Raw genomic sequence first — 21,456 nt, forward strand, 5'->3', positions numbered from 1 at the left:
CACGTCACGGGCCGGGGCCGGCCGGAGAGGTCGGCGGCCGACCGCCACGCGGTGCGGGCGTGGTCAACTCACAGGATGCCGCCCAGGTCGACGTCCAGGTCCAGGTCGATCAGGCCGGGCTCGTTCCCTGTGGGCCCCTCGGAGTCCCGCGGTTCCCGCGGACCCGGGTTCGCGCCCGTGTCCTGGTCCTGGCCGGTGCCGGGATCGGGGGCGCAGGAGGGCAGGTCGATCCTGGCCGCCCGGGAGGGGGTGTCCCCCTCGGGGGAGGTGGTGATCGTCACCAGCCGGGTGACATACCCCCCGCACCCGGGCAGGTCAGGGAACTCCCCGGTCACCTCCCGCTCGTACTCGGTGTCGCCGGACAGCTCCAGCTCCCGTGCGCCGCCGGTCAGGGTCTCACGGGTGTCCCCGACTCTCTGGGCGAATCCGAGCCGCACGATCACCGTCGAGGTGGTGGGGGTCCTCACGCGGAACCTGACCGTGGTGCCGTCGAAGGAGGTGATCGAGACGGCGGGTGGCGCGCACGGCTCACCGTGGACCATCTCCGTGCGGCTGGACGTCCCGCCCGTGGAACGGGGCGCGGTGGAGACCGTGACGCGGCGGTAGAGGGTCTGCCCGCAGGCGGGGACGGTGAAGGCGTGCGGGACGGTGTGGGAGTAGGTCTTCAGCCCGCCGATCACGGAGGTGCGCGAGGCCGCCCGGACGAGCCGGTCACGGTCGGGTCCCTCGGCGAAGGTGACGGTCACCGCGACGTTCCCGGTCGTGGAGGCGCGGAAGCCGACCGTGGTCCCGTGCGCGTCGATCCCCACGACCTTCAGGCCGCTCACCGTGTGCGCGGGCCCCGGTGTCCCCGTTCCCGTGGGCTCGGGGGCGGGCGTGGGCGGGCGTGTGGGGGTGGGCGTGGGCGGCGGGGGTGGCGGCTGCGAACCGGTCGGTGTGGGAGGTGTGGGCGGTGAGGAGGGCGGGACGATCACCGTCCGCGTGGGGGACGGGACCCGTGAGGGGGGCGAGGTGGCCTGGCCGGGGTTCGCGCCGCCCGAGGGGGAGACGGGCTTTTTGACGGCGGCGCTTCGCGAGGGGGCCTCAGGCCCCGGGGAGGGATCCGGCGGCGCCGACACCCGGCTCTGCCGCCGCTGCGCGGGGGTCTCCTGGATGATCGCGGAGCTGGGCGGCGGGGTGAAGATCGTGTCCGCGGAGAGCCGGTCCTGCGGCCGGTTGGCCGCGATCACACCGGCGGTCATCGCGACGGTGATCACTCCCAGCCCGGCGAGGGTCCGGGGGCCCAGCCGGGGGCGGCGCGCCCGCCCCACCCGGCCGAGCACCGTCTGGGCGACCGAGGAGCCGGCCTTCGGCGTGGGCTTGGCCAGCGGGAACGCCAGCGCCAGCAGCGTGGCGAGCTCGGCGAGGTGCCGCCGCCCGCGCTGCTCCCAGTCCGGTCCGTACGCCGCCCGCGCGGCCGTCTCCAGCTCCTCCAGGAACGCCCGCGCGCTTCGCGGCCGGTCCGCCGGGTTCTTGGCCAGACCTCGCGTGACCAGCCCGCGTACCGACGCCGGCACCTCCTCCGCCGGGATCGGCGCGTGCCGGTGCCGATGCATCATCACGACGCGGTGATCGGCCGCGTACGGCCTGTGGCCCGTGAGGCACTCGAAGAAGACGCACGTGGCCGCGTAGACGTCGCTCGCCGCGCTCGCCGGCGCCCCCTCCCACTGCTCGGGGGCCATGTAGGCGGGGGTGCCGGCGGTCACCCCCGCCTCCCCGACGTGGGCCGCGATGCCGAAGTCGGCCAGCTTGCTGCCGCCGTCGGCCTGGATCAGCACGTTCTCCGGCTTGTAGTCGCGGTGCACGATCCCGGCGGCGTGCGCGAAGGCCAGGCCGAGCAGCGAGCCCTTGAGCACGGCCAGCGCCGCCTCCGGGCTCGTGCTGCCGTGCTCGGACAGGATCCGCCTGAGCGCGACCCCGTCGACCAGTTCCATCACGATCGCGGCTTCGAGGACGTCCTCGTAGTACTCGTAGAGCTGGACCACGTTCGGGTCCTGCAACTCCACCATGACGCGCGCCTCCGCGCGAAAGCGCGCCAGGAAGCGATGATCGTCCTTGAGGGTCGTGTTGAGGTATTTGATGGCAACGTAGGCGCCGGTGGGGGCGTACGTGGCCAGCACCACGCGTCCGCCTCCGCCGATGCCGAGTTCCCGAATCTCGCGGTATCCCGGAACCATCCCGTCCCCTTCCGAGTGCCGTCGACTTGTTCGACGGTCTCACCCCTGCGGTTGGTTGTCACGATTGGTCAACTTTGGCGGAGGGTGACATTGGAATAATGCCCGGTAACCGATTTAGTGGCATATGAGATTAATGAGTCATGCGAGTCCTGAAAAGGGAGTCGCGGACGTTCTCGGCCGAGGGATCGCCGGGAACGGTGATGCGTGACGCGGCCTGGGAAACCCGCCCCGTACGCGAGGCCAGCGGACCGTTCCAGGACGGGTGGGCGTAGCGGGAAAGCCTGTACCGGCAGTGACTAGAATAGTTGTACTAACATCTGAAATTAATTCCCCGGGGGAGAAGTATGAGCCGTCCACAGCGGGGGACCCTTCGTGACGTGCGCAAGGGCAACCGGTCCGTGGTCCTGTGGACGCTGTACTTCGCAGGCGAGTTGAGCAGGCACGATCTCGCCCGGTTGACCGGGCTCAGCGCGGCCACGGTCAGCAACGTGATCGGCGACCTCATCGCGGACGGCATCGTGGTGGAGACGGGCTCCGTCGACTCGGACGGCGGGCGGCCGCGGATCATGCTCAGGGTGGATCCCTCGTACGGATACGTGGTCGGGGTGGGTGTCGGGGAGACCCGCGTCCGCGTGGAGCTGTACGACCTGGCGCTGGAGGGGCGGGCGAAAAAGGAGTTCGCCCTCGACCCGAGCCACCACGAGCCGGCGGTGGTGGCCCGCCACGTCCTCGACGGTCTTGAGGCGGTCCTGTCCGACGCCGGAGCCGGCGAGTCCGAGGTGCTGGGCATGGGCCTCGGTGTCCCCGGCGTCGCAGAGCAGGGTTCTGACCTGCTCATCCACGCCCGCGCGTTCGGCTGGGACGGCGTTCCCCTGGGCGCGCTCATCCGCGAGGGCACCCCGCTGCCGGTCTTCGCCGACAACGGGGTCAAGACGACGGGCCAGGCCGAGCTCTGGTTCGGCGCGGGCAAGGGTGCCCAGCACCTGGTCATGGCCTTCATCGGCACGGGGGCCGGGGCGAGCGTGGTCAACGGCGGCGTCACCTACCGGGGAACGGCGAACGGCGCCGGCGAGTGGGGACACACCAAGATCGTTCTTGACGGGCGTCCCTGCCGATGCGGCGGCCAGGGCTGCCTGGAGGCCTACGTCGGGGCCGAGGCGATACTCGCCGGCGCGGGCAGGGACCTGGGAGGTGACGACGAGGAGAGCGTCTTCGCCGAGCTCCTCACCGACCCGCTCGCGCGGCCCGCGCTGGAGGAGGCCATCGGCTCCCTGGGGGCCGGCCTGGCCAACCTCATCAACCTCCTCAACCCCGAGCGCGTCATCCTCGGTGGCTGGGCCGGGTCCCTTCTCGGGCAGCGGTTCCTCCCCGAGATCCGCGCCGCGGCCTCCCGGTACGCCCTGCCGCTGCCCTTCTCGCAGACGTCGATCGAGCTGGGAAGGCTCGGCGCCGAGGCGGTCGCCCTGGGCGCGGCCACCCTGGTCGTCGAGGACTTCCTGCTGCGCAGCCACGCGGTGCGCCCGGCGGGCCGCGTCGCACCCCCGGCTCCGGCCCCTGCGGGGCACGCGCCCGCCTGAACCGGCGCGGTGAAGCCGTGCCCCGGGCGGCATGCGAAGGCGAGAACGGGCGCACGGGTCCGATAAATTTCCGTGGGTGACTGTCCTTCTGCCCGGTGTGGCGCTCACCGACCACGTGTTCACCGTTCCCCTCGACCACGCCGACCCCGGTGGCGAGACGATCGAGGTCTTCGCCCGTGAGGCGGTGGCTCCGGAACGACGGGGGGAGGATCTGCCGTGGCTGCTTTTTCTGCAGGGCGGTCCCGGAGGCAAGTCACCTCGCCCGGCCTCCGCCGACGGGTGGCTGGGGCACGCGCTGAAGACCCACAGGGTCCTGCTGCTCGACCAGCGGGGGACCGGCCGCAGCACCCCCATCACCGCGAGGACCGTACGCGGCACGGACGCCGAGCTCGCCGCCCGCCTCGCGCACTTCCGGGCCGACTCGATCGTGGCCGACGCCGAGCTGATCCGGCGCGAGCTCTCCGGTGACCGGCCGTGGGAGACCCTCGGTCAGAGCTACGGCGGTTTCATCACGCTGACCTACCTCTCCCGGGCTCCCGAGGGCCTGGCGGCCTGCTACCTGACCGGTGGCCTGGTCGGGCTCGACGCCACCGCCGACGACGTCTACTCCCGCACCTACCCGCGCGTCCGCGACAAGGTGAACCGCTACTTCGCCCGCTACCCGCACGACTCTGAGCGCCTGGACGCGATCGCGGCCCACCTGCGTCTTCGCGAGGTCCTCCTCCCCGACGGCGACGTGCTGACCGTACGCCGCCTGCAGACCCTCGGCATGTGCCTGGGCATGAGCGACGGGGCCGAATACCTGCACTGGGTGCTGGAGGAGGCCTGGAGCGGCGGCAGGCTCTCCGACCTGTTCCTGTACGAGGTCATGATGGCCACCGGCTTCGTCGGCAACCCGCTCTACGCGGTCCTGCACGAGTCGATCTACGCCCAGGGCGCCGCCACCGGCTGGGCCGCGCACCGGCTGCTGCCCGAGGAGTTCCGCGAGGACGCCGGGCCGACGCTGCCCACCGGAGAGATGATCTATCCGTGGATGTTCGACGAGATCGCCGCGCTCCGCCCCTTCAAGGGCGCCGCCGAGATCCTCGCCACCGTCTCGGACTGGCCCGCCCTCTACGATCCCGCCCGGCTGGCCGCCAACCGGGTTCCGGTGACCGCCGCCGTCTACTACGACGACATGTACGTCGATCAGGGCCTGTCCATGCGCACCGCGAAGGCGGTGGGCAACGTGCGGACCTGGGTGACCAACGAGTGGGAGCACGACGGTGTCAGGGTCTCCGGCGGCAAGGTCCTCGCCCGTCTGATGGAGATCGCGGGCGGCGCCCACGGTTCCTGAGCGCCCATGACCGCTGAGCGTCCACGGCTCCTGAGCACCCGCGCTTCCCGAACGCCCACGCCTCCCGAACCGCGGTAACCGGCCGGACGTCACGGAGGCCGTGGGGTCCTCCCGCCGCCGGGCAGGAGGACCCCACGTTCCGGTCTCAGCCGGGAGCGGCCGTCTCGGTGAGGGGCAGACGCACCTCGAAGCGGGTGTCGCCGGGCTTCGACTCCACGCGCAGGTCGCCGCCGTGTCGGCCGGCGACGATGCGGAAGGAGATGTCCAGGCCGAGCCCCGTGCCCTCGCCGACCGCCTTCGTGGTGAAGAACGGCTCGAAGATCCGCTCGCGCAGGGCCTCGGGGACGCCGGGGCCGCTGTCGCAGATCTCGATCAGCGCGATCGTGTCGTGCTCAAGGCGGGTGCGGACGGTCAGGACGCCGGTGCCGGCCATCGCGTCCAGCGCGTTGTGGATCAGGTTGGTCCACACCTGGTTGAGCTCCCCGGCGTAGGCAGGGACGGGCGGCAGTTCCGGGTCGTAGTCGGTGACGATGCTGATCCCCGGCGGGATCTTGCCGCGGAACATGGTGAGGGTGCTGTCCAGGAGTTCCCGCACGTCCACCGTCTGGTACGGCGCCCGGTCCATCTGGGAGTACTGCTTGGCGGAGGCGATCAGCGAGGAGATCCGCTCGGTCGCGTCGGTCACCTCGTCCAGCATCTGGGTGATCTCGATGGCCTCCGCCAGCCAGTGCATCGCCCCGGACAGATACCGTTCGCCCAGTGCCTCGCGGATCTTGTCCAGCTTCTCCGGCTTGAAGCCGGCCGCCACCAGAGGCGAGGCGATCTCCCAGGGGTCCTCCACCCCCGCGTCCTCCATGGCGTCGGACAACTCGTCCTCGGCGTCGGAGATCTCCATCGGGGAGCGGGGCGGCATCTCCGCGAGGCTGGTGGCGCACGCCTCCTGCAGGTCGACCAGGGCGCCCAGCCGGTGGGGCTCGATGCCGTCCTCGGCCAGCACGGCCAGCCGCCTGCGCGAGGTCTTCATCCTGACCCGCAGGTCGTCGACGGCCCGCACCGCCGCCGCGGCCGGGTTGTTGAGCTCGTGGGTGAGCCCGGCGGTGATCGTGCCGAGCGCGGTCAGCCGCTGCCGCCGGTCGATGAGCTCCCGCTGTGCCATCCCGCCCAGACGGGCCCCGTCCAGAAGGTGCACCGCCATCGGGAACCACTCGGCCATGATCATGCCGTACTTCCTGGCGGGGAGCATGAACATGCGGGTCGGCTTGGTGGCGCGCAGCGTGTGGGCGTAGGTGGCCGGGGCGCGGTCTCCGAGGTAGGCGAGGACCGCGCCGCCGTAGGCGCCGGGCTGCGAGGTGGGGTTCATCGTGACAGGTCCGGCGGTGGTCTCGGTGACCATCACCACCTCGCCCTCGACGAGCACGGCGAAGCATTCGGCGGGATCTCCCTGCTTGACGATCGGGTCGCCCGCCTCGTACTCCTCCTCGTCCCCGTACCTCGCGAGCCACCGGAGCTTCTCGTCGTCGAGCTTCTCGAAGAGGAACAGGCCGCGGAGCACCTCGATGTCGATCATGTGACCTCCTTCGTGAGCGCCGCAGGAGACCTCGTCGGGGGCACTCACGTCTTCTCCAGGTAGCGGTGGACGAGGGCCACGGCCATCGCGCCCTCACCGACCGCGGAGGCGACCCGCTTGATGGAGTCGGCACGGACGTCGCCGGCGGCGAACACCCCCGGCACGTTCGTCTCCAGGTGGTACGGCCCGCGCCGGAGCGGCCAGTTGCGCGGCCTGTTCTCGTCGGCGGTCAGGTCGGGGCCGGTGAGGACGAAGCCCTTCGCGTCGCGTTCGACGGTGTCGCCGAGCCAGTCGGTGAACGGCTGGGCGCCGATGAAGACGAACAGCCACTCGGCCTCGACGGTGCGCTCGCCCTCGGGACCCTTCAGTGTGATCCGCTCCATGTGGCCCTCGCCCTCGGCGCCGACCACCTCGGTCTCGGTGTGCACCTCGATGTTCGGGATCTGGGAGATCTGCTCGATCAGGTAGTGCGACATGGTCCTCTCCAGCCCGTCGCCCCTCACGATCAGGTGGACCTTGCTGGCGTACCCCGACAGGTAGACCGCGCCCTGGCCCGCCGAGTTGGCGGCGCCGACGATGTAGACCTCGCGGTTCGCGCACTCGGGCGCCTCGGTGAGGGCCGCGCCGTAGTAGCAGCCGGAGCCGATGAAGTCGTCGAGGCCGGGGGCGTTCAGCCGCCGGTAGGAGACGCCGGTGGCGAGGATGACGGTGTGCGCGGCGATCGAGCCGCCGTCGGCGAAGCCGACCACCCTGGCCTGGCCCTTGACCTCAAGGCTGGTGACCGTGCGGGCGGTGAGCAGCTCGGCGCCGAATTTCAGCGCCTGGCGCCTGGCGCGATCGGCGAGCTGGGCGCCGGAGACGCCGTCGGGGAAGCCCAGGTAGTTCTCGATCCTGGAGCTCTGGCCCGCCTGCCCGCCCGAGGCGTGCTGCTCGACCATCACCGTGCGCAGCCCCTCCGAGGCGCCGTAGACCGCGGCTCCCAGGCCGCCGGGACCGCCCCCGATCACGATCAGGTCGTAGAAGTCGGTGGCCGGGGCGGTGGACAGCCCCACGGCCTCGGCCAGCTCCGAGGTGCTCGGCGCGGTGAGCTTCGTGCCGTCGCCGGTGATGACCAGTGGCAGCCTGGCCGGGCCGGCGGACCCCTTCTCCCCGGTCTCCGCGGCCGCCGCGAGCAGCTCGGCGCCCTCCGAGGAGTCGTCGAGCATCCAGCGGTAGGGCACCTGGTTGCGCGACAGGAACTCCCTGACCTCGTACGACGGGGCCGACCAGCGCGCGCCCACCACCCGCAGCTCGTCGGACTCGCGCCGATCCGTCCGCTGCCAGGCGTCGAGCTGGGCGTCCAGCACCGGGTAGAACTTCTCCTCCGGCGGGTCCCACGGCTTGAGCAGGTAGTGGTCGAGATCGACCACGTTGATCGCCTGGATCGCGGCATCGGTGTCGGCGTAGGCGGTCAGCAGTACGCGGCGCGCGTAGGGATACAGGTCCATCGCCTGCTCCAGGAACTCCACGCCGTTCATCTGGGGCATCCGGTAGTCGGCGAGGATCGCCGCCACGTCGTCGCCCCTGAGCCGCAGCTCGCGGACACTGGCCATGCCGTCGACCGCGGTGTCGGCCCGGATGACGCGGTAGGCGTGGCCGTAGCGGCGCCGCAGGTCGCGGGCGATGGAACGGGACACGCCAGGATCGTCGTCGACCGTCATGATGACCGGTTTTTCCATGTCCTGCCTTCCCCCGAGATGGAGATAGCCGATATTAAGGACAATCTCTCCGAAGGATGTCACACCCGTGTTAAAGCCAGCATTGATCAGGCGTGGTCATGAGAGGTGGGAGTCGCGGGGGGCGCGAGGGAACCGTAGGGACGGTGACCGGGCATCCCGGCGGCGCGCAGCAGGGCGGCCGGGCGGTCGCGGTCGGTGAGGAAGCGTCTGAGTTCGGGGTCGGTCGTCCAGATCTCGCGCATGGCCTCGCGTCCGACCCGGTCGGCGACGATCTGCAGGGCGATGTCCTGCCTCACGTACTCGACCGCCATCGCGACGACGGCCGGGTCCTCGGTGTAGACGCCCCACGCGGTACCGCCGGCGAAACCGCCGACGAGGGCCTCCCGCCGGTCCCCCGTGACGACGAGCAGCCGGTGGTCCTGGTCCTCCTTCACGTTCCCCTCGCCCTCGTGAAGGGGTACGGGGAAGGGGAAACGGCGCTCGTACAGGTTCCCGACCGGCTCCCGCGCCGCGCCGAAGTGCATCACCGAGGTCTCGACCCCGCGCTCGACGGCACGCTTGATCAGCGGGGAGAGCGGTTTCATCTCCTCGGGCCAGATCGACACGAACAGGTCGCCCCGTGCCCCGGCCACCACGTCCTCCGCCCGGTCGAGCAGCGCCACGGGGTCCTTGAGGCTGTGGATCAGATAGGCCTTGGGCGGCGCCACGATCGCGGGCAGCGCGACCTCCAGTGCCCCGATCGAGTCGGCGAACTCCCTGCGCATGCGCTCCAGCAGGGATCGTGGCGGCAGCGGCAGGTAGTCGGTGGCGTCGTCGGAGCCGCGCAGCTCGTAGGCCGCGCCCTTGGCCACCAGCTTGCCAAGCGTCTCGTAGACCGTGCTGCGCGGCACCCCCGAACGTTTGGCGACCTCGTAGCCGTTGAGGGGCTGTCCGGCACCGACCAGGGTGACGTACGCCTTGGCCTCGTAACCCGACATGCCCAAGCGCTGTAATTGCTCCACTACGTCCCGCATCGCAGTTATGGTACGGCGCGAGCTACCCGTTTAGCGCTGTCCTAAAGCACCTGTTTGTAGGATTTTTGTGACGTGAGGTCGTCCGGACCCATGGAACGGGGGCGCCGAAGCGTGGGAGCGCTCCACCGGGAGGCGTTTCGCTCTTGTCCGGTCGCTGACGTCATCATGCGTGCTCAGGTGCCTGCGACGGGCACCGCCCGATCCTGTCCGGGACCGGAGCCCGGCGGCCCCGGCGGCCTCCGCGGGAGGGGGCGCCGCGGGCCGGGGCCCGTCCCGCGCGGGTGGCGTGCGCGGTAATTTCGGTCGCGGTCTCCGCGCCTCCGCTATGCCGCCTTCAAGGCCCGCAGGGCGAACTCCACGAGCGTGTCGGCGTACTCGTGGGTGAGAGGGGCGGTGCGCAGCATCCAGCGGTGGTAGATCGGTCCGTACAGCAGCTCCACGGCCACGTTCAGATCCGCGTCCTCGGCGACCTGGCCCACCCGCTGGGCACTGCGCAGCCGTTCCCTGGTCGCCTCCAGGTGCGGCCCCAGGAGTCGCGCGGTGATCTCGGTGCTGATCGCGGGGTCGTTCAGGGACTCGACGGTGAGTGCCCTGGTCATCGTGTCGAGCCCGGGATCGTTGTACTCGTCGACGATGGCCCGCAGCGTGAGGCGAAGGTCGGCCCCGAGGTCGCCGGTGTCGGGGAGTGCGACGCTCCCCTCCTCGTCGGAGGTCCTGGAGAGGAAGGCGTCGATGAACACGGCGCCCTTGGAAGGCCACCAGCGGTAGATCGTCTGCTTGCCCACTCCCGCGCGGGCGGCGATCGCCTCTATCGTCAGCTTGGCGTATCCGGACTCGGCTACCAGGTCGAAGGCGGCGCTCAGGATGGCCCGGCGCGACTGCTCGCTGCGACGGGCCGGGTTCGGGGTCTTCACGTGCCCGAACGTACCATTTAGCGAGTCGAAACGTATCGTCTTGCTCGGCTCGCGGTATTGGCCGCGTTCGCGGGTTGATTCTCCGAGAAGCCCCGGAGACCGCCGCCGAAGGGGCGCGGGCGGGTGAGCGACGAGAGGAACGCCGAAGACCGCGGAGACCCCCGGCAGGGCTTCCGCGGCCTTCGAGTCTGCGGTCGGATCAGACCTGGCCGGCCTTCTCCAGAGCGGAGCAGCAGGTGTTCACGATGAGGCGGGTGACGAGGTAGGGGTCGACGTTGGCGTTCGGGCGCCGGTCCTCGATGTAGCCCTTCTTCTCCACCTCGACCTGCCACGGGATGCGGACCGAGGCGCCGCGGTCGGAGACGCCGTAGCTGAACTCGTTCCAGGGGGCGGTCTCGTGGAGGCCGGTGAGGCGCTCCTCGATGCCGGCGCCGTAGTGCTTGACGTGCTCCAGGGCGTTCGTGGCGAGGGCCTCGCAGGCGGTGACGATCGGGTCGTACTCCTCGCGCATCGCCTTGGTGGAGAAGTTGGTGTGCGCGCCCGCGCCGTTCCAGTCGCCCTTCACCGGCTTGGCGTCCAGGGTCGCGCCGACGTTGAAGTCCTCCGCGGTGCGGTAGAGCAGCCAGCGGGCGATCCACATGTGGTCGGAGGCCTCGACGGGGCCGGCCGGGCCGATCTGGAACTCCCACTGGCCCGGCATGACCTCGGCGTTGATGCCGGAGATGGCCAGGCCCGCCTCGATGCAGTAGTCGAGGTGCTTCTCGACGATCTCGCGGCCGAAGACCTCGTCGGCGCCGACGCCGCAGTAGTAGCCGCCCTGCGGGGCGGGGAAGCCGCCGATCGGGAAGCCGAGCGGGCGGCCCTCCTTGAAGAAGGTGTACTCCTGCTCGATGCCGAACCACGACTCCTGGTCGGCGTACTTCTCGGCGACCTCGACGAGGGCGGCGCGGGTGTTGCTGGAGTGCGGGCTCATGTCGATGTTGAGCACCTCGCACAGCACCAGCACGTTGGCGCCGCCGCGGATCGGGTCCGGGCAGGTGAAGACCGGCTTGAGCACGCGGTCCGAGGAGGAGCCGTCGGCCTGGTTGGTGCTGGACCCGTCGAAGCCCCAGATCGGGAGCTCCGCACCGTCCGCCATCACCTTGGTCTTGGAACGAAGTTTGGCGGTCGGCTCGGTGCCGTCGATCCAGATGTATTCAGCCTTGAAGGTCATCGGCGGAGTCCTTGAGGATGGAGGGATCTTCTGCTCTCAAAGATTCGCAAGTCGCGATTTCGCATCTGTTGCCCATGTGTGAACAGAGTGTTACTCAGGCCTATATGGGCAGGCAGTGGCTGTATTGAAATCCTCACAGATGTTTTCCAGGGCTGTGAGCTGCCCTTTCATGGGACGATTGGAACGATTGAGACATCCGTCACAGGTGACGCTGGTTATTGCGCTGAGTCATTTTCGTCACCTTTGTCTCATGTGATATCAGGTGCCGAGGAGACGGGCCGAGACCGACTCGTGGGCGAGCCGCCGCATGATGTCGAGGACCCTGCCGTGCACGACGGTGCCAAGGACGAGGGCCTCGACCGCGGCCTCGCGGGGTCCGTCGAACGGGACGGTGCCGATCTCGTGCTCGGTCACGAGCCGCAGGGCGACGTCGGCGTAGGGGCGCAGGGCCTCGCCGTCGGCGGGCATGCCGAGCCGGCCGAGGGTGAGGACGGCCTGGGCCAGCTCGTCACGGGCCGGGGCTTCGGGATCGATCTGCCAGCCAAGATCTGTGATCATGGTGTCGGCCTCGGCGCGGGCACGCGTCCACTCCTCGTCGGGCGTGTGCGGCTCGACCGCGGGCGCGAGGGCGTACTGCGCGACCCCGAGGACGTGGTGCAGGTCCAGGCTCTCGTCGTCGACGGCGGCCACCACTTTGCCGATGGAGGCGATGGGCAGCCGCCCGACCTCCAGCAGCGCCCGGATCAGCCGCAGCCTGCGCACATGGCCCTCGCCGTACCGCGCGCTGGTGGCCGAGGTCTGCTCGCCCGCGGGAAGCAGGCCCTCGCGCAGGTAGTACTTGATCGTCGGGATGGACACGCCCGATGCGGCGCTGAGCTCGGATATCCGCATCATTGGATAGTACAGATGGCCAGTGTGGGGGGCGTCTAGCGCAGCGAGGGGCGGACGTCGATGACGGTCATCCCCGCGGCGAGGGCGGAGGCCACCCCCTCGTCGGTGTCCTCGTAGGCGACACAGGCGTACGGGGCGACGTCGAGGAGGCGCGCGGCGAGGAGATAGACGTCGGGGGCGGGCTTGCCGTAGCGGACGTCGTCCCTGGTGACCACGGTGTCGAAGAGGGGGCGTAGGCCGGTGACACGCAGGGTCTCCTCCACGGCCTGGCGGGCGCCTCCCGAGGCCACGGCCATCGGCACCCGTCCCCGGTGAGCCTCGGCGACCGCGCTGACCGGCCGGTGCGGGGTGACCGTGTGGATCAGCCACTGGTAGGCGTCGAGCGCCGCCGCCCGCACCGCCTGGTAGTCGAGTTCGGCTCCGGTCTCGGTCTCCAGCTCCGCCAGCAGACGGTCGGACGACAGGCCCGTGCGCGCCCGGTACCACGCGGAGTCGAGGTCGACCTGCCACCCGGCCAGCGCGGTCCGCCACGCGCTCTCGTTGGCGGAGGTGGTGTCGACGAGGGTCCCGTCGCAGTCGAAGATCAGGGCGGCGTAGGGGGTGGAGGGCTGGAGTCGCTGGTGGAGCATGGTCGCCTAACACGTGACGGTGGATCTACGCCCACTTTAACCCGCGCTGGAAAGGGAGGGCGCCTGTCCGGGGGGTGGTCGCGTCACCGTGACGGGTGGGATCGCGACGGCGGGTGCGAGGGGCGGTCAAGGCGGCGAATGTGCGGTTTTCGGCTTCCGCCGGTAGGGCGGGTAAGGCTTCCGAACTCGTCCGGCCCGGCGGGTGCGCGGTAGCCCGCGTACGGCCGAACGTGCCGATCCGTCGGAGCGCGGCCGGTGCGGGAGGACTCAGCTGATCTCGTCGCCCCAGCCGTCGTGCCGTGCCCTGGCCAGCTCGGTCTCCATCTCCTCAAGCTCCCGCATGAACCCCTGGAACCCCCGCGGGCCCAGGCGGCGCCAGACGAGCAGCTGCAGGGAGCGCGTCTCCTCGTCGATGAGCGGCTCCTGGTGAGGCGGCGATGTCAGCAGCTCCTGGGCCTGGCGCTCTGCGGCCCTGAGTTCTTCGGCGGTGAATCGGATGCCGTGCTCGTGCTCCAGCAGCCGGATGTGCGGGTCGTTGCGCAATCTCTGGTCCCGTGCGCGCCGTGCGCGCCGGGCGGCGAGCTCGTCGTGGACGTGCGCGCCGGAAACCTGGTGCGGCGTGTCGGCCGGACGTGGAGTCATCGTGGGGTTCGCCTCCGTCAGGCGGCTCCTTTTCTGGAACCTCTGTTGAGAACGACGCTCGAAAGGCGCCGAAGGTTGTCGATTTTTCCCCCCAAACCCCGGCCGGGCGGGCGCGGCGCCTCGAACGGTGCCCCCGACGGCCTTGACGCGAGCTTGACTTGATAATAATTTTCATCCAGAAGAATTCTGGTGAAAGGAATGCTTGTGGCCGCAGGTGCGCTCGGACGCATACAGACCGAGACACCCGCGCTGCCCGAGGCGCTGCGCAGGGTGGGGGAGGCGATCCTGGCCGACCCCGCCGAGGCCGCGCGATCGACGATCATCACGCTCGCCGAGCGGAGCGGCAGCTCACCCGCCACGGTGACCCGCTTCTGCAGGGTGTTCGGCTTCGCCGGGTACGCCGGGTTGCGGGTCGCCCTCGCCACGGAGAACGGGCGTGCCGCGCAGGCCAACTGGGACGCGGGGGTGGGCCACGAGATCGGTCCCACCGATCCGCTCGACGCGGCGATCGGCGTGATGGCCGCCGCCGACTCCCGGCTCATCCAGGAGACCGCCGCCCAGCTGGACGTGGGCACCGTCGCCACAATCGCCGACGCCATCGTCGCGGCCCGCCGCGTCCTCATCTTCGGGGTCTCCACCAGCGGGGCGGTCGCCGTGATGATGGGCGGGCGGCTGCGCCGCATCCGGATCCCCTGCTGGAGCCACGCCGACGCGCACGAGGCGCTCGCCGACGCCGCGCTGCTCGCCGACGGTGACGTCGCGATCGGCATCTCCCATCAGGGCCGCACCCGCGAGGTGCTGGAGTCCCTCGGCGAGGCGGGGGACCGGGGCGCGCTCACCGTCGCGGTCACCTCCTTCGCCCGCTCCCCGCTGGCCGAGCTGTCGGATCGGGTGCTGACCACCGCGAGCCGCGAGACCACCTTCAGGCTGGGCGGCCTCGCCGCCGTCCACTCCCAGCTCTTCGTCCTCGACACCGTCTATGTCGCGGTCGCGCAGCGCACCTACGAGCAGACCAACGAGGCGTTCGAGTTGACGATCAGGGCTCTGGAGAGCCATCGCGTGGAGAGGAGCTGACCGTGCGGATCGGTGCTGCCGAGTACGTTCACGAGGTCAAGGAACTGGTGGACGAGGTCTTCGGGACCCAGCAGGACGCGGTGGGGGCCGCGGCGGCGCTGATCGTCGAGTCCCTGCGCGGTGGCGGCGTGATCCAGGCGTTCGGCTCCGGGCACTCCGAGGCGATCGCGATGGAGATCGCCGGACGCGCGGGCGGCCTGGTGCCCAGCAACCGCCTCGCCCTGCGCGACGTCGTCCTGTACGGGGACGCCCCGGTCGCCACCCTTCTGGGAGCACCCGGCGAGCTGGAGCGCGATCCCTCGGTCGCCCGGCGGATCTACGACCTGGCTCCCGTCCGTCCCGAGGACGTGTTCGTGCTGATCTCCAGTTCAGGGGTGAACGGATCGGTGGTCGAGCTCGCCTCGATCGTCAAGGAGCACGGGCACGCCCTGATCGCCCTGACATCGGTGCGGCACAGCACCGCGATGACCTCCCGCCACCCCTCGGGCCGCAAGCTCCTCGACCTCGCCGACGTGGTGCTCGACAACCGCGCCCCGTACGGCGACGCGGTCCTCCCGCTCCCGGACGGCGGCACGTTCGGTGCGGTCTCCACCATCACCTCGGCGCTGCTCGCCCAGATGGTCGTGGCCGAGGTGGTGCGCGACCTGAGCGAGGCGGGCCTCACCCCGCCGATCTACCGCTCCGCCAACGTGACCGGCGGTGACGAGCACAACCGCGCCCTTGAGAACCGCTACGCCGGAAGGATCCGGCGAGGTGCCTGAGCACCGCCCTTCACTCCCAGGCCACTTCCAGGAGGAAGCATGACCCAGCTATCCAGGCGCGAGCTCCTGCGCGGCGCCGCCCTGGCCGGTCTCACCGTGCCGGTCCTGTCCGCGTGCGCCACCCCCGCGGGCAACGGCGGCGCCGCGTCCTCGGCGCCCGTCGTCGGGGCCACCAGCGCGGCCAACCCGCTCGGCCTCGTCGAGGACAGGCCCCTGGAGGTCTGGATCTTCGATGGCGGTTTCGGCGACGCCTACGCCACGGACGTCCACGAGCCGCTGCTCAACACCAAACACCCCAACCTGGAGATCAGGCACAACGCCACCAAGGAGATCGCGAAGACCCTCCAGCCGCGCTTCGCCGGCGGCGACCCGCCGGAGTTCGTCAACAACTCCGGCGCCAACGCGATGGACTTCGGCGCCCTCGTCCAGGACGGCCAGCTCGCCGACCTCACGCCGCTGTACGACGCGCCGAGCTGGGACGACCCCGCCGTCAAGGTGCGCGACACGATCGACCGGAACGCCATCGAGCTGGGCAGCTACGACGGCACGCCGTACGTCCTCAACTACGCCAACACCGTCTGGGGCATCTGGTACTCGCGAAAGCTCTTCGAGGCCGAGGGCTGGCAGGTCCCCAAGACCTGGGCCGACTTCCTGGCCCTGTGCGAGACCATCAAGAAGTCGGGCAAGATGGCGCCCTTCACCTACGCGGGCAAGCACCCGTTCTACATCTACGAGGCCATCCTCACACTCGCCGCGAAGATCGGCGGCAAGGACGTGCTGAAGAACATCGACAACCTCCAGGACGGCGCCTGGAAGGCCGAGCCGGTCAGGCAGGCCGCGGGGGCCTTCGTCGAGCTCGGGTCGAAGTATCTGCTCCAGGGCACCGCGGGGCTCGACCACGTGCAGACCCAGACGGCGCACAACAAGGGCCAGGTCGCGATGCTGCCCTGCGGCTCCTGGCTGGAGAACGAGCAGAAGGACTCCACGCCCGAAGGCTTCGACTACGCGATGTTCGCGCTCCCCGACTTCGGCACCTCCGACGCCCTGCCGTACGGCACCCTGCACGCCCAGCCGGGCGAGGAGTACGTCGTCCCCGCCAAGTCGGCCAACCCCCGCGCGGGGCTTGAGTACATGCGCGCCATGCTCTCCAAGGAGGGCGCGGGCAAGTTCATGGAGATGGTCTCCACGCTCACGGTCGTCAAGGGCGCGGACGCGGGCCGCACCCTCCAGCCGGGACTGAAGAGCGCCTCGGCCGCGCTGGAGGCGGCGGGCGACAACGCCGTCTGGTTCCTGTTCCGCAAGTGGTACGTCGAGCTGCACGACGAGGTGGCCGCCGCGACCGGGCAGCTCATGGCGGGCAAACTCACCGTCGACCAGTGGGCGGACCGGGCGCAGAAGAAGGCGGACGCCATCAAGAAGGACGCCTCGGTGAAGAAGTTCAGCCGATGACGGTGGCAGGCGACGGGGCGCCCGGGGGACGGCCCGTCGCTCACCGGGCACCGGTCATGGGCCGTTCCCTCGGTGGCGTGACGACGCCGAGGAAACGGTAGGCCGGCGATGGACCACGGCAGGACGCGGTTCGTCGCGGGGTTCCTCGCGATCCCGGTGACGCTCTACCTGATCTATGTGATCGCGCCCTACGCGCAGGCCTTCTACATCGCGTTCACCGACTGGCGCGGGGTGAACGCGACCCCGCGCCTCGTGGGGCTGGAGAACTTCCGGCGGCTACTGGCCGACAACGTGTTCTGGCAGGCGGTGAGCCACAACCTGATCCTGCTCCTCCTGCTGCCGATCCTCACGCTCGGGATCGCTCTCTTCTTCGCCTTCCTGCTCAACGCGGGCGGGCGGGGCGGCACCGGGGGCATCTGGGGGTCGAAGTTCTACCGGGTGGTGTTCTTCTTCCCCCAGGTGCTGGCCGTCGCCGTGGTCGCCGTACTGTTCCAGCAGGTCTTCAGGCCCGACCGCAGCGGCATGCTCAACGCGCCGCTCATCGCCCTGGGGTTCGAGCCGATCGGCTTTCTGTCCAGCACCGACGTCGCCTTCTGGTCGATCCTCGCCGTGCTGGTCTGGCAGGCGGTCGGCTTCTACGTCGTGCTCTTCTCCGCGGGCATCGCCTCCATCCCGCGCGACCTCTTCGAGGCGGCGGCGATCGACGGCGCCGGGGGGCCCTCGCTGTTCCTGAGGGTCACGCTGCCGCTGCTGTGGGACACCATCCAGGTCGGCTGGGTCTATCTGGGCATCGCCGCGCTGGACGTCTTCGCCATCGTGTGGGTGATGACGGCCGAGCACGGCGGCCCCGACCACTCCACGACCGTGATGGCGGCGGAGATCTACCGCACCGCCTTCCAGTACTTCAAGTTCGGCTACGCCTCCGCGATGGGCGTGGTCCTGTTCTTCTTCACCATCGGGTTCGCGGCGCTGGCCCTGCGCCTGTCGCGGCGTGAGCGGATCGAGTTCTAGTGGCCGACGTCGTGACATCCCCGAGCAGGGCGTTCGCCCGCGAGGAGCGCAGGCGGCGCCTGGGCCCCCTGGCGGCTCTGACGCACGTCGCGCTGCTCGTCTGGACGGTGCTGGTCGTCGTGCCGATCGTGTGGACGTTCCTCGCGTCGGTGAAGAGCGAGGACGAGATCTTCGGCGACGCCTGGTCGCTGCCCGCCCACCTCCGCCTCGACAACTGGGCCCGCGCCTGGGAGCAGGCGCACATCGGCCAGTACATGATCAACAGCATCGTCGTGGTGGCCTTCGGCACCCTGGGCACGATGCTGTTCGGCTCGATGGCCGCGTACGTGCTCGCCCGCTACCGCTTCCGGGGCAACCGGGCGATCTATCTGCTCTTCGTCTCCGGCCTCGCCTTCCCGGTCTACCTGGCGCTGACCCCGCTGTTCTTCGTCGTACAGAACATGGGGACGGTCCCGGTGATCGGCCCGTTCATCGGCCTGAACACGCACGGCGGGCTGGTGCTGGTCTACATCGCCTACTCGCTGCCCTTCACCGTCTTCTTCCTCGCGGCCTTCTTCAGGACGCTGCCCGGAGCGGTGGCCGAGGCGGCCTTCGTGGACGGGGCCTCGCACGCCCGGGTGTTCTTCCAGATCATGCTGCCGATGGCCAAGCCGGGCATCGTGAGCGTGACCATCTTCAACGTGCTCGGCCAGTGGAACCAGTATCAACTGCCCCTCGTCCTGCTCAACTCCAACCGGGACAAGTGGGTGCTCACCCAGGGCATCGCCGACATCTCCACCGCCGCGGGCTACGACGCCGACTGGTCGGCCCTGTTCGCCGCCCTCAGCATGGCCATCCTGCCGATGCTGATCGTCTACACGATCTTCCAGAGCCAGATCCAGAAGGGCCTCACCGCCGGCGCCCTCAAGTAGAGCGCCAAGCCGCTGTAGCCTCGGCAGCCTCGGCCGCGTTCCCAGTCGCCTCCGCGAGACGACCGGGTCTATCGGTTGGGGAGGTTTTTCAGGGCCTCGCGGCGGCTCAGGCCGCTGATGCGGGTGTGGTCGACGTAGCGGACGACCTCGTCGGGGTTGGTCTTGGCGTACTCGCGCAGGGCCCAGCCGATCGCCTTGCGGGCGAAGAAGTCGTTGTCGGACAGGCTCGGCTCGATGCAGGCGTACAGCAGGCCGGTGTCGGTGGCGGACTTGAAGCGGTTCTGGCTGAGGATGGCCGTACGGCGCTTCCACAGGTCGGTGCCGCGGGCCCAGCGGAGCATGAGGGGGCGCATGGTGTCGGGGAAGGCCGCGAGCAGGCCGCCGACGCGGTGGACGGCGAGCTCGTCGACGTAGTCCCACCAGGCTCCGGTGACGATCATCTCCTCGTACATCGGCAGCGCGTCGAGCGTCTGGAAGGAGCGGTAGAGGCGGAAACCGGTCAGCTCGACCGCCGCGTAGCGCTCCTCGCGGTATTCGGCCTCGCGCCACAGAGTCAGCGCCGCCTCTCGCCACGCGGACGCCTCGTCGACGGGATAGTCGGCGAAGACCCGCCTCAGCGCGGCGCGGCGGGGCGCGGCCTGCACGCCGAGAAACGGCATCGACGACCTCATGTAGGTCTGCATCACCGGGGCCTTGGCGGGATCGGCCACGTCGGTGAGCGCCATTCGTACGGCCTTCTGCAGAATCTCCACGCTGCCCACCACTTCCCGTTCGCTTCGCGGACGCTTGATTCTCACAGGCCGCGCCGCCCGCCGCGCCGGTTCCGTGGGCGTTATTCCTTCTGGCTACTCCGCTCGCCGGTCGCCAGGCCGTCGAACAGGATGGTGATGTAGTGCTCGGCGAGGCCCGCGGTGTTGAGGCGGCCCCCCGGTCGGAACCAGCGCACCGTCACCCAGATGGTGTCGCGGATCATGCGGTAGGTGAGCTTGGGGTCGACGTCCGCGCGGAGCAGGCCGGCGGCCTGGCCGAGCTTGATCTGCCCGACCCACATGCGTTCGACCTCCTCCTCGGCCCTGACCAGGTAGTCGAAGCGGTCGCCGGGGAGCGACCTCAGGTAACTCCAGTCGTTCTGCATGACGGTGATCGCCGCGCGGTGGGGCTCCAGCGTGCCGAACCCGATGCGCACCATCTCTGAGAGGATCGTGCGGGGGTCGCCGTTTCGGTCCAGGGCGGCGCGGTAGCGGCCGACGAGGTCGTCGAGGAAGGTGGTGAGCACCTCGTCGACGATCGTCTCCTTGGAGTCGAAGTGGTGATAGAGGCTTCCGGACAGGATGCCCGCCTCTTCCGCGATCTCCCGGACGGTCGTCGCCTGGAAACCCTTGCGGGCGAAGAGCTCGGCGGCGAGTTTGACGAGATGGTCACGGCGCTCCGAGGCGGGCCCTGATGTGGCCGCGCGCTTGGTCCCGCCCTGGCGCCTGATCCGGGTCGTGGTCGCGCCGCCGGAGTTCTTTCGCGTGTTCACGCCCCCATTTTGACATCCTCCCCGCTCGTGAACGAGCGGGATTCCCACGGGGTCGCCCGTGAGGGTTCCTGCTTCAATGCCAGTCGCCCGCCCGAGAGGACTCTCGTTGAGGTCTTACACCGGCTCCACAGGCGTTTCACCTCTCCGCCAGCCCGGCGGCGAGGATGTTCTTCGCGGCGTTGACATCCCGGTCATGGACCGCGCCGCAGGCGCAGGTCCACGACCGGACACCGAGCGGCATCTTACCCTGCGACGCCCCGCACGCCGAGCACAGCTTGGAAGAGGGAAACCAGCGATCCACGATCAGTAGCTCCCGCCCGTACCACTGCGCCTTGTACTCCAGCATCGAGCGCATCTGACGCCAGGAGGCATCAGAGACGGCGCGGGCCAGGCTGTGGTTCTTGACCAGGTTGCGCACGGTCAGGTCCTCCACGGCGATCACTTGGTTCTCGCGAACAAGCCGGGTGGTGACCTGGTGCAGGTGATCCCTTCTGCGATCGACGATCCGGGCATGCACCTTGGCGACCTTCAGCTTCGCCTTGGCCCGGTTGGCCGACCCGTTCTCCTTGCGGGCGAGGTCGCGCTGGGCTTTGGCGAGTTCGCGCCGGTCGGCCCGCTCGTGCCGGGGGTTGTCGATCTTCTCCCCGCTCGACAGCGTGGCCAGTGCGGTGATGCCCGCGTCCACCCCCACATTCTGATCGACCGGAGGCAGCGGGCTGATCGTCTCCTCGATGAGCAGGGACACGAACCAGCGGCCCGCCGCGTCCCTGCTCACGGTGACGGTGGACGGCTGCGCGCCTGCGGGCAGCGGACGCGACCACACGACGGCCAGCGGCGCATCCATCTTCGCCAGCGTCAACTCCCCCTCCCGCCAGCGAAACGCCGGCCGGGTGTACTCGGCCGCCGCCCGTGCCTTCTTCCTGCTCTTGAACGTCGGGTACCGGGCGCGCTTGGCGAAGAAGTTGGTGAACGCCGCCTGAAGGTGGCGCAGCGCCTGCTGCAGGGGCACCGA

Annotated in this window: 19 protein-coding genes and 1 pseudogene; 8 read left to right on the forward strand and 12 right to left on the reverse strand. The window is 70.0% G+C overall.

Going from position 1 to position 21,456, the window contains the following annotated elements; translation table 11 throughout:
- Positions 1 to 68: 68 nt before the first annotated feature.
- Complete coding sequence (locus ABZ664_RS00185) at positions 69 to 2,216, reverse strand: protein kinase (protein WP_362501056.1); 2,148 nt, start codon at positions 2,214 to 2,216, stop codon at positions 69 to 71.
- A gap of 140 nt (positions 2,217 to 2,356) precedes the next feature.
- Between ABZ664_RS00185 and ABZ664_RS00190 the strand changes: the two genes are divergently transcribed.
- From ABZ664_RS00190 to ABZ664_RS00200, 3 genes are all read left to right on the forward strand, one after another.
- Complete coding sequence (locus tag ABZ664_RS00190; protein ID WP_362501058.1) at positions 2,357 to 2,488, forward strand: hypothetical protein; 132 nt, start codon at positions 2,357 to 2,359, stop codon at positions 2,486 to 2,488.
- Positions 2,489 to 2,560: 72 nt separating this feature from the next.
- Positions 2,561 to 3,793, forward strand: coding sequence for an ROK family transcriptional regulator (locus ABZ664_RS00195; protein WP_362501060.1), 1,233 nt, complete (start codon positions 2,561 to 2,563; stop codon positions 3,791 to 3,793).
- A gap of 76 nt (positions 3,794 to 3,869) precedes the next feature.
- Positions 3,870 to 5,129 (forward strand): alpha/beta fold hydrolase, encoded by a 1,260-nt coding sequence (locus ABZ664_RS00200; protein WP_362501062.1) that lies wholly within the window; start codon positions 3,870 to 3,872, stop codon positions 5,127 to 5,129.
- Positions 5,130 to 5,274: 145 nt separating this feature from the next.
- On the opposite strand, the gene ABZ664_RS00205 is transcribed toward ABZ664_RS00200, so the two are convergent.
- From ABZ664_RS00205 to ABZ664_RS00240, 8 genes are all read right to left on the reverse strand, one after another.
- Positions 5,275 to 6,696, reverse strand: a complete 1,422-nt coding sequence (locus ABZ664_RS00205; protein ID WP_362501064.1) for an ATP-binding protein — start codon at positions 6,694 to 6,696, stop codon at positions 5,275 to 5,277.
- A gap of 44 nt (positions 6,697 to 6,740) precedes the next feature.
- Positions 6,741 to 8,414 (reverse strand): FAD-dependent oxidoreductase, encoded by a 1,674-nt coding sequence (locus tag ABZ664_RS00210; RefSeq protein WP_362501066.1) that lies wholly within the window; start codon positions 8,412 to 8,414, stop codon positions 6,741 to 6,743.
- 86 nt (positions 8,415 to 8,500) lie between these two features.
- Positions 8,501 to 9,427, reverse strand: a complete 927-nt coding sequence (locus tag ABZ664_RS00215; RefSeq protein WP_362501068.1) for a helix-turn-helix domain-containing protein — start codon at positions 9,425 to 9,427, stop codon at positions 8,501 to 8,503.
- A 323-nt stretch (positions 9,428 to 9,750) separates the two neighbouring features.
- The gene (locus ABZ664_RS00220; RefSeq protein ID WP_362501069.1) at positions 9,751 to 10,341 is read right to left on the reverse strand and encodes a TetR/AcrR family transcriptional regulator; all 591 of its coding nucleotides are present in this window, start codon (positions 10,339 to 10,341) and stop codon (positions 9,751 to 9,753) included.
- Positions 10,342 to 10,540: 199 nt separating this feature from the next.
- Positions 10,541 to 11,554: a glutamine synthetase gene (gene glnII / locus ABZ664_RS00225; RefSeq protein WP_362501071.1), complete on the reverse strand. Its 1,014-nt coding sequence runs from the start codon at positions 11,552 to 11,554 to the stop codon at positions 10,541 to 10,543.
- 258 nt (positions 11,555 to 11,812) lie between these two features.
- Positions 11,813 to 12,445, reverse strand: a complete 633-nt coding sequence (locus ABZ664_RS00230) for a MerR family transcriptional regulator (protein ID WP_362501073.1) — start codon at positions 12,443 to 12,445, stop codon at positions 11,813 to 11,815.
- Between the two features lie 35 nt (positions 12,446 to 12,480).
- Positions 12,481 to 13,074: an HAD family phosphatase gene (locus ABZ664_RS00235; RefSeq protein WP_362501075.1), complete on the reverse strand. Its 594-nt coding sequence runs from the start codon at positions 13,072 to 13,074 to the stop codon at positions 12,481 to 12,483.
- A gap of 267 nt (positions 13,075 to 13,341) precedes the next feature.
- Positions 13,342 to 13,716 (reverse strand): hypothetical protein, encoded by a 375-nt coding sequence (locus ABZ664_RS00240; RefSeq protein ID WP_362501077.1) that lies wholly within the window; start codon positions 13,714 to 13,716, stop codon positions 13,342 to 13,344.
- A 198-nt stretch (positions 13,717 to 13,914) separates the two neighbouring features.
- Here ABZ664_RS00240 and ABZ664_RS00245 point away from each other — a divergent pair, with 198 nt between their 5' ends.
- The 5 genes from ABZ664_RS00245 (at position 13,915) to ABZ664_RS00265 (ending at position 18,922) form a co-directional block, all read left to right on the forward strand.
- Positions 13,915 to 14,790: a MurR/RpiR family transcriptional regulator gene (locus tag ABZ664_RS00245; protein WP_362502206.1), complete on the forward strand. Its 876-nt coding sequence runs from the start codon at positions 13,915 to 13,917 to the stop codon at positions 14,788 to 14,790.
- Positions 14,791 to 14,792: 2 nt separating this feature from the next.
- Positions 14,793 to 15,551, forward strand: coding sequence for an SIS domain-containing protein (locus ABZ664_RS00250; protein WP_362501078.1), 759 nt, complete (start codon positions 14,793 to 14,795; stop codon positions 15,549 to 15,551).
- A gap of 39 nt (positions 15,552 to 15,590) precedes the next feature.
- Entirely contained in the window at positions 15,591 to 17,000 is a 1,410-nt protein-coding gene (gene ngcE, locus ABZ664_RS00255) for an N-acetylglucosamine/diacetylchitobiose ABC transporter substrate-binding protein (RefSeq protein WP_362501080.1), read from the forward strand.
- Positions 17,001 to 17,108: 108 nt separating this feature from the next.
- Positions 17,109 to 18,011, forward strand: coding sequence for a sugar ABC transporter permease (locus ABZ664_RS00260; RefSeq protein WP_362501082.1), 903 nt, complete (start codon positions 17,109 to 17,111; stop codon positions 18,009 to 18,011).
- A gap of 11 nt (positions 18,012 to 18,022) precedes the next feature.
- A complete protein-coding gene (locus tag ABZ664_RS00265; RefSeq protein WP_362501084.1) occupies positions 18,023 to 18,922 on the forward strand; it encodes a carbohydrate ABC transporter permease in 900 nt (299 codons plus the stop codon).
- A gap of 68 nt (positions 18,923 to 18,990) precedes the next feature.
- On the opposite strand, the gene ABZ664_RS00270 is transcribed toward ABZ664_RS00265, so the two are convergent.
- From ABZ664_RS00270 to ABZ664_RS00280, 3 genes and pseudogenes are all read right to left on the reverse strand, one after another.
- Positions 18,991 to 19,674 carry a DNA alkylation repair protein gene (locus tag ABZ664_RS00270; protein WP_362501086.1) on the reverse strand — a complete coding sequence of 228 codons (684 nt, stop codon included), beginning with the start codon at positions 19,672 to 19,674 and terminating at the stop codon, positions 18,991 to 18,993.
- 80 nt (positions 19,675 to 19,754) lie between these two features.
- Complete coding sequence (locus ABZ664_RS00275) at positions 19,755 to 20,444, reverse strand: TetR/AcrR family transcriptional regulator (protein WP_362501088.1); 690 nt, start codon at positions 20,442 to 20,444, stop codon at positions 19,755 to 19,757.
- Positions 20,441 to 21,456: pseudogene (locus tag ABZ664_RS00280) on the reverse strand (RNA-guided endonuclease TnpB family protein); the annotation flags it as partial. The gene ABZ664_RS00275 and the pseudogene ABZ664_RS00280, both read right to left, overlap by 4 nt.

This window comes from Streptosporangium sp. NPDC006930 (assembly GCF_040635605.1).
GTDB lineage: Bacteria > Actinomycetota > Actinomycetes > Streptosporangiales > Streptosporangiaceae > Streptosporangium.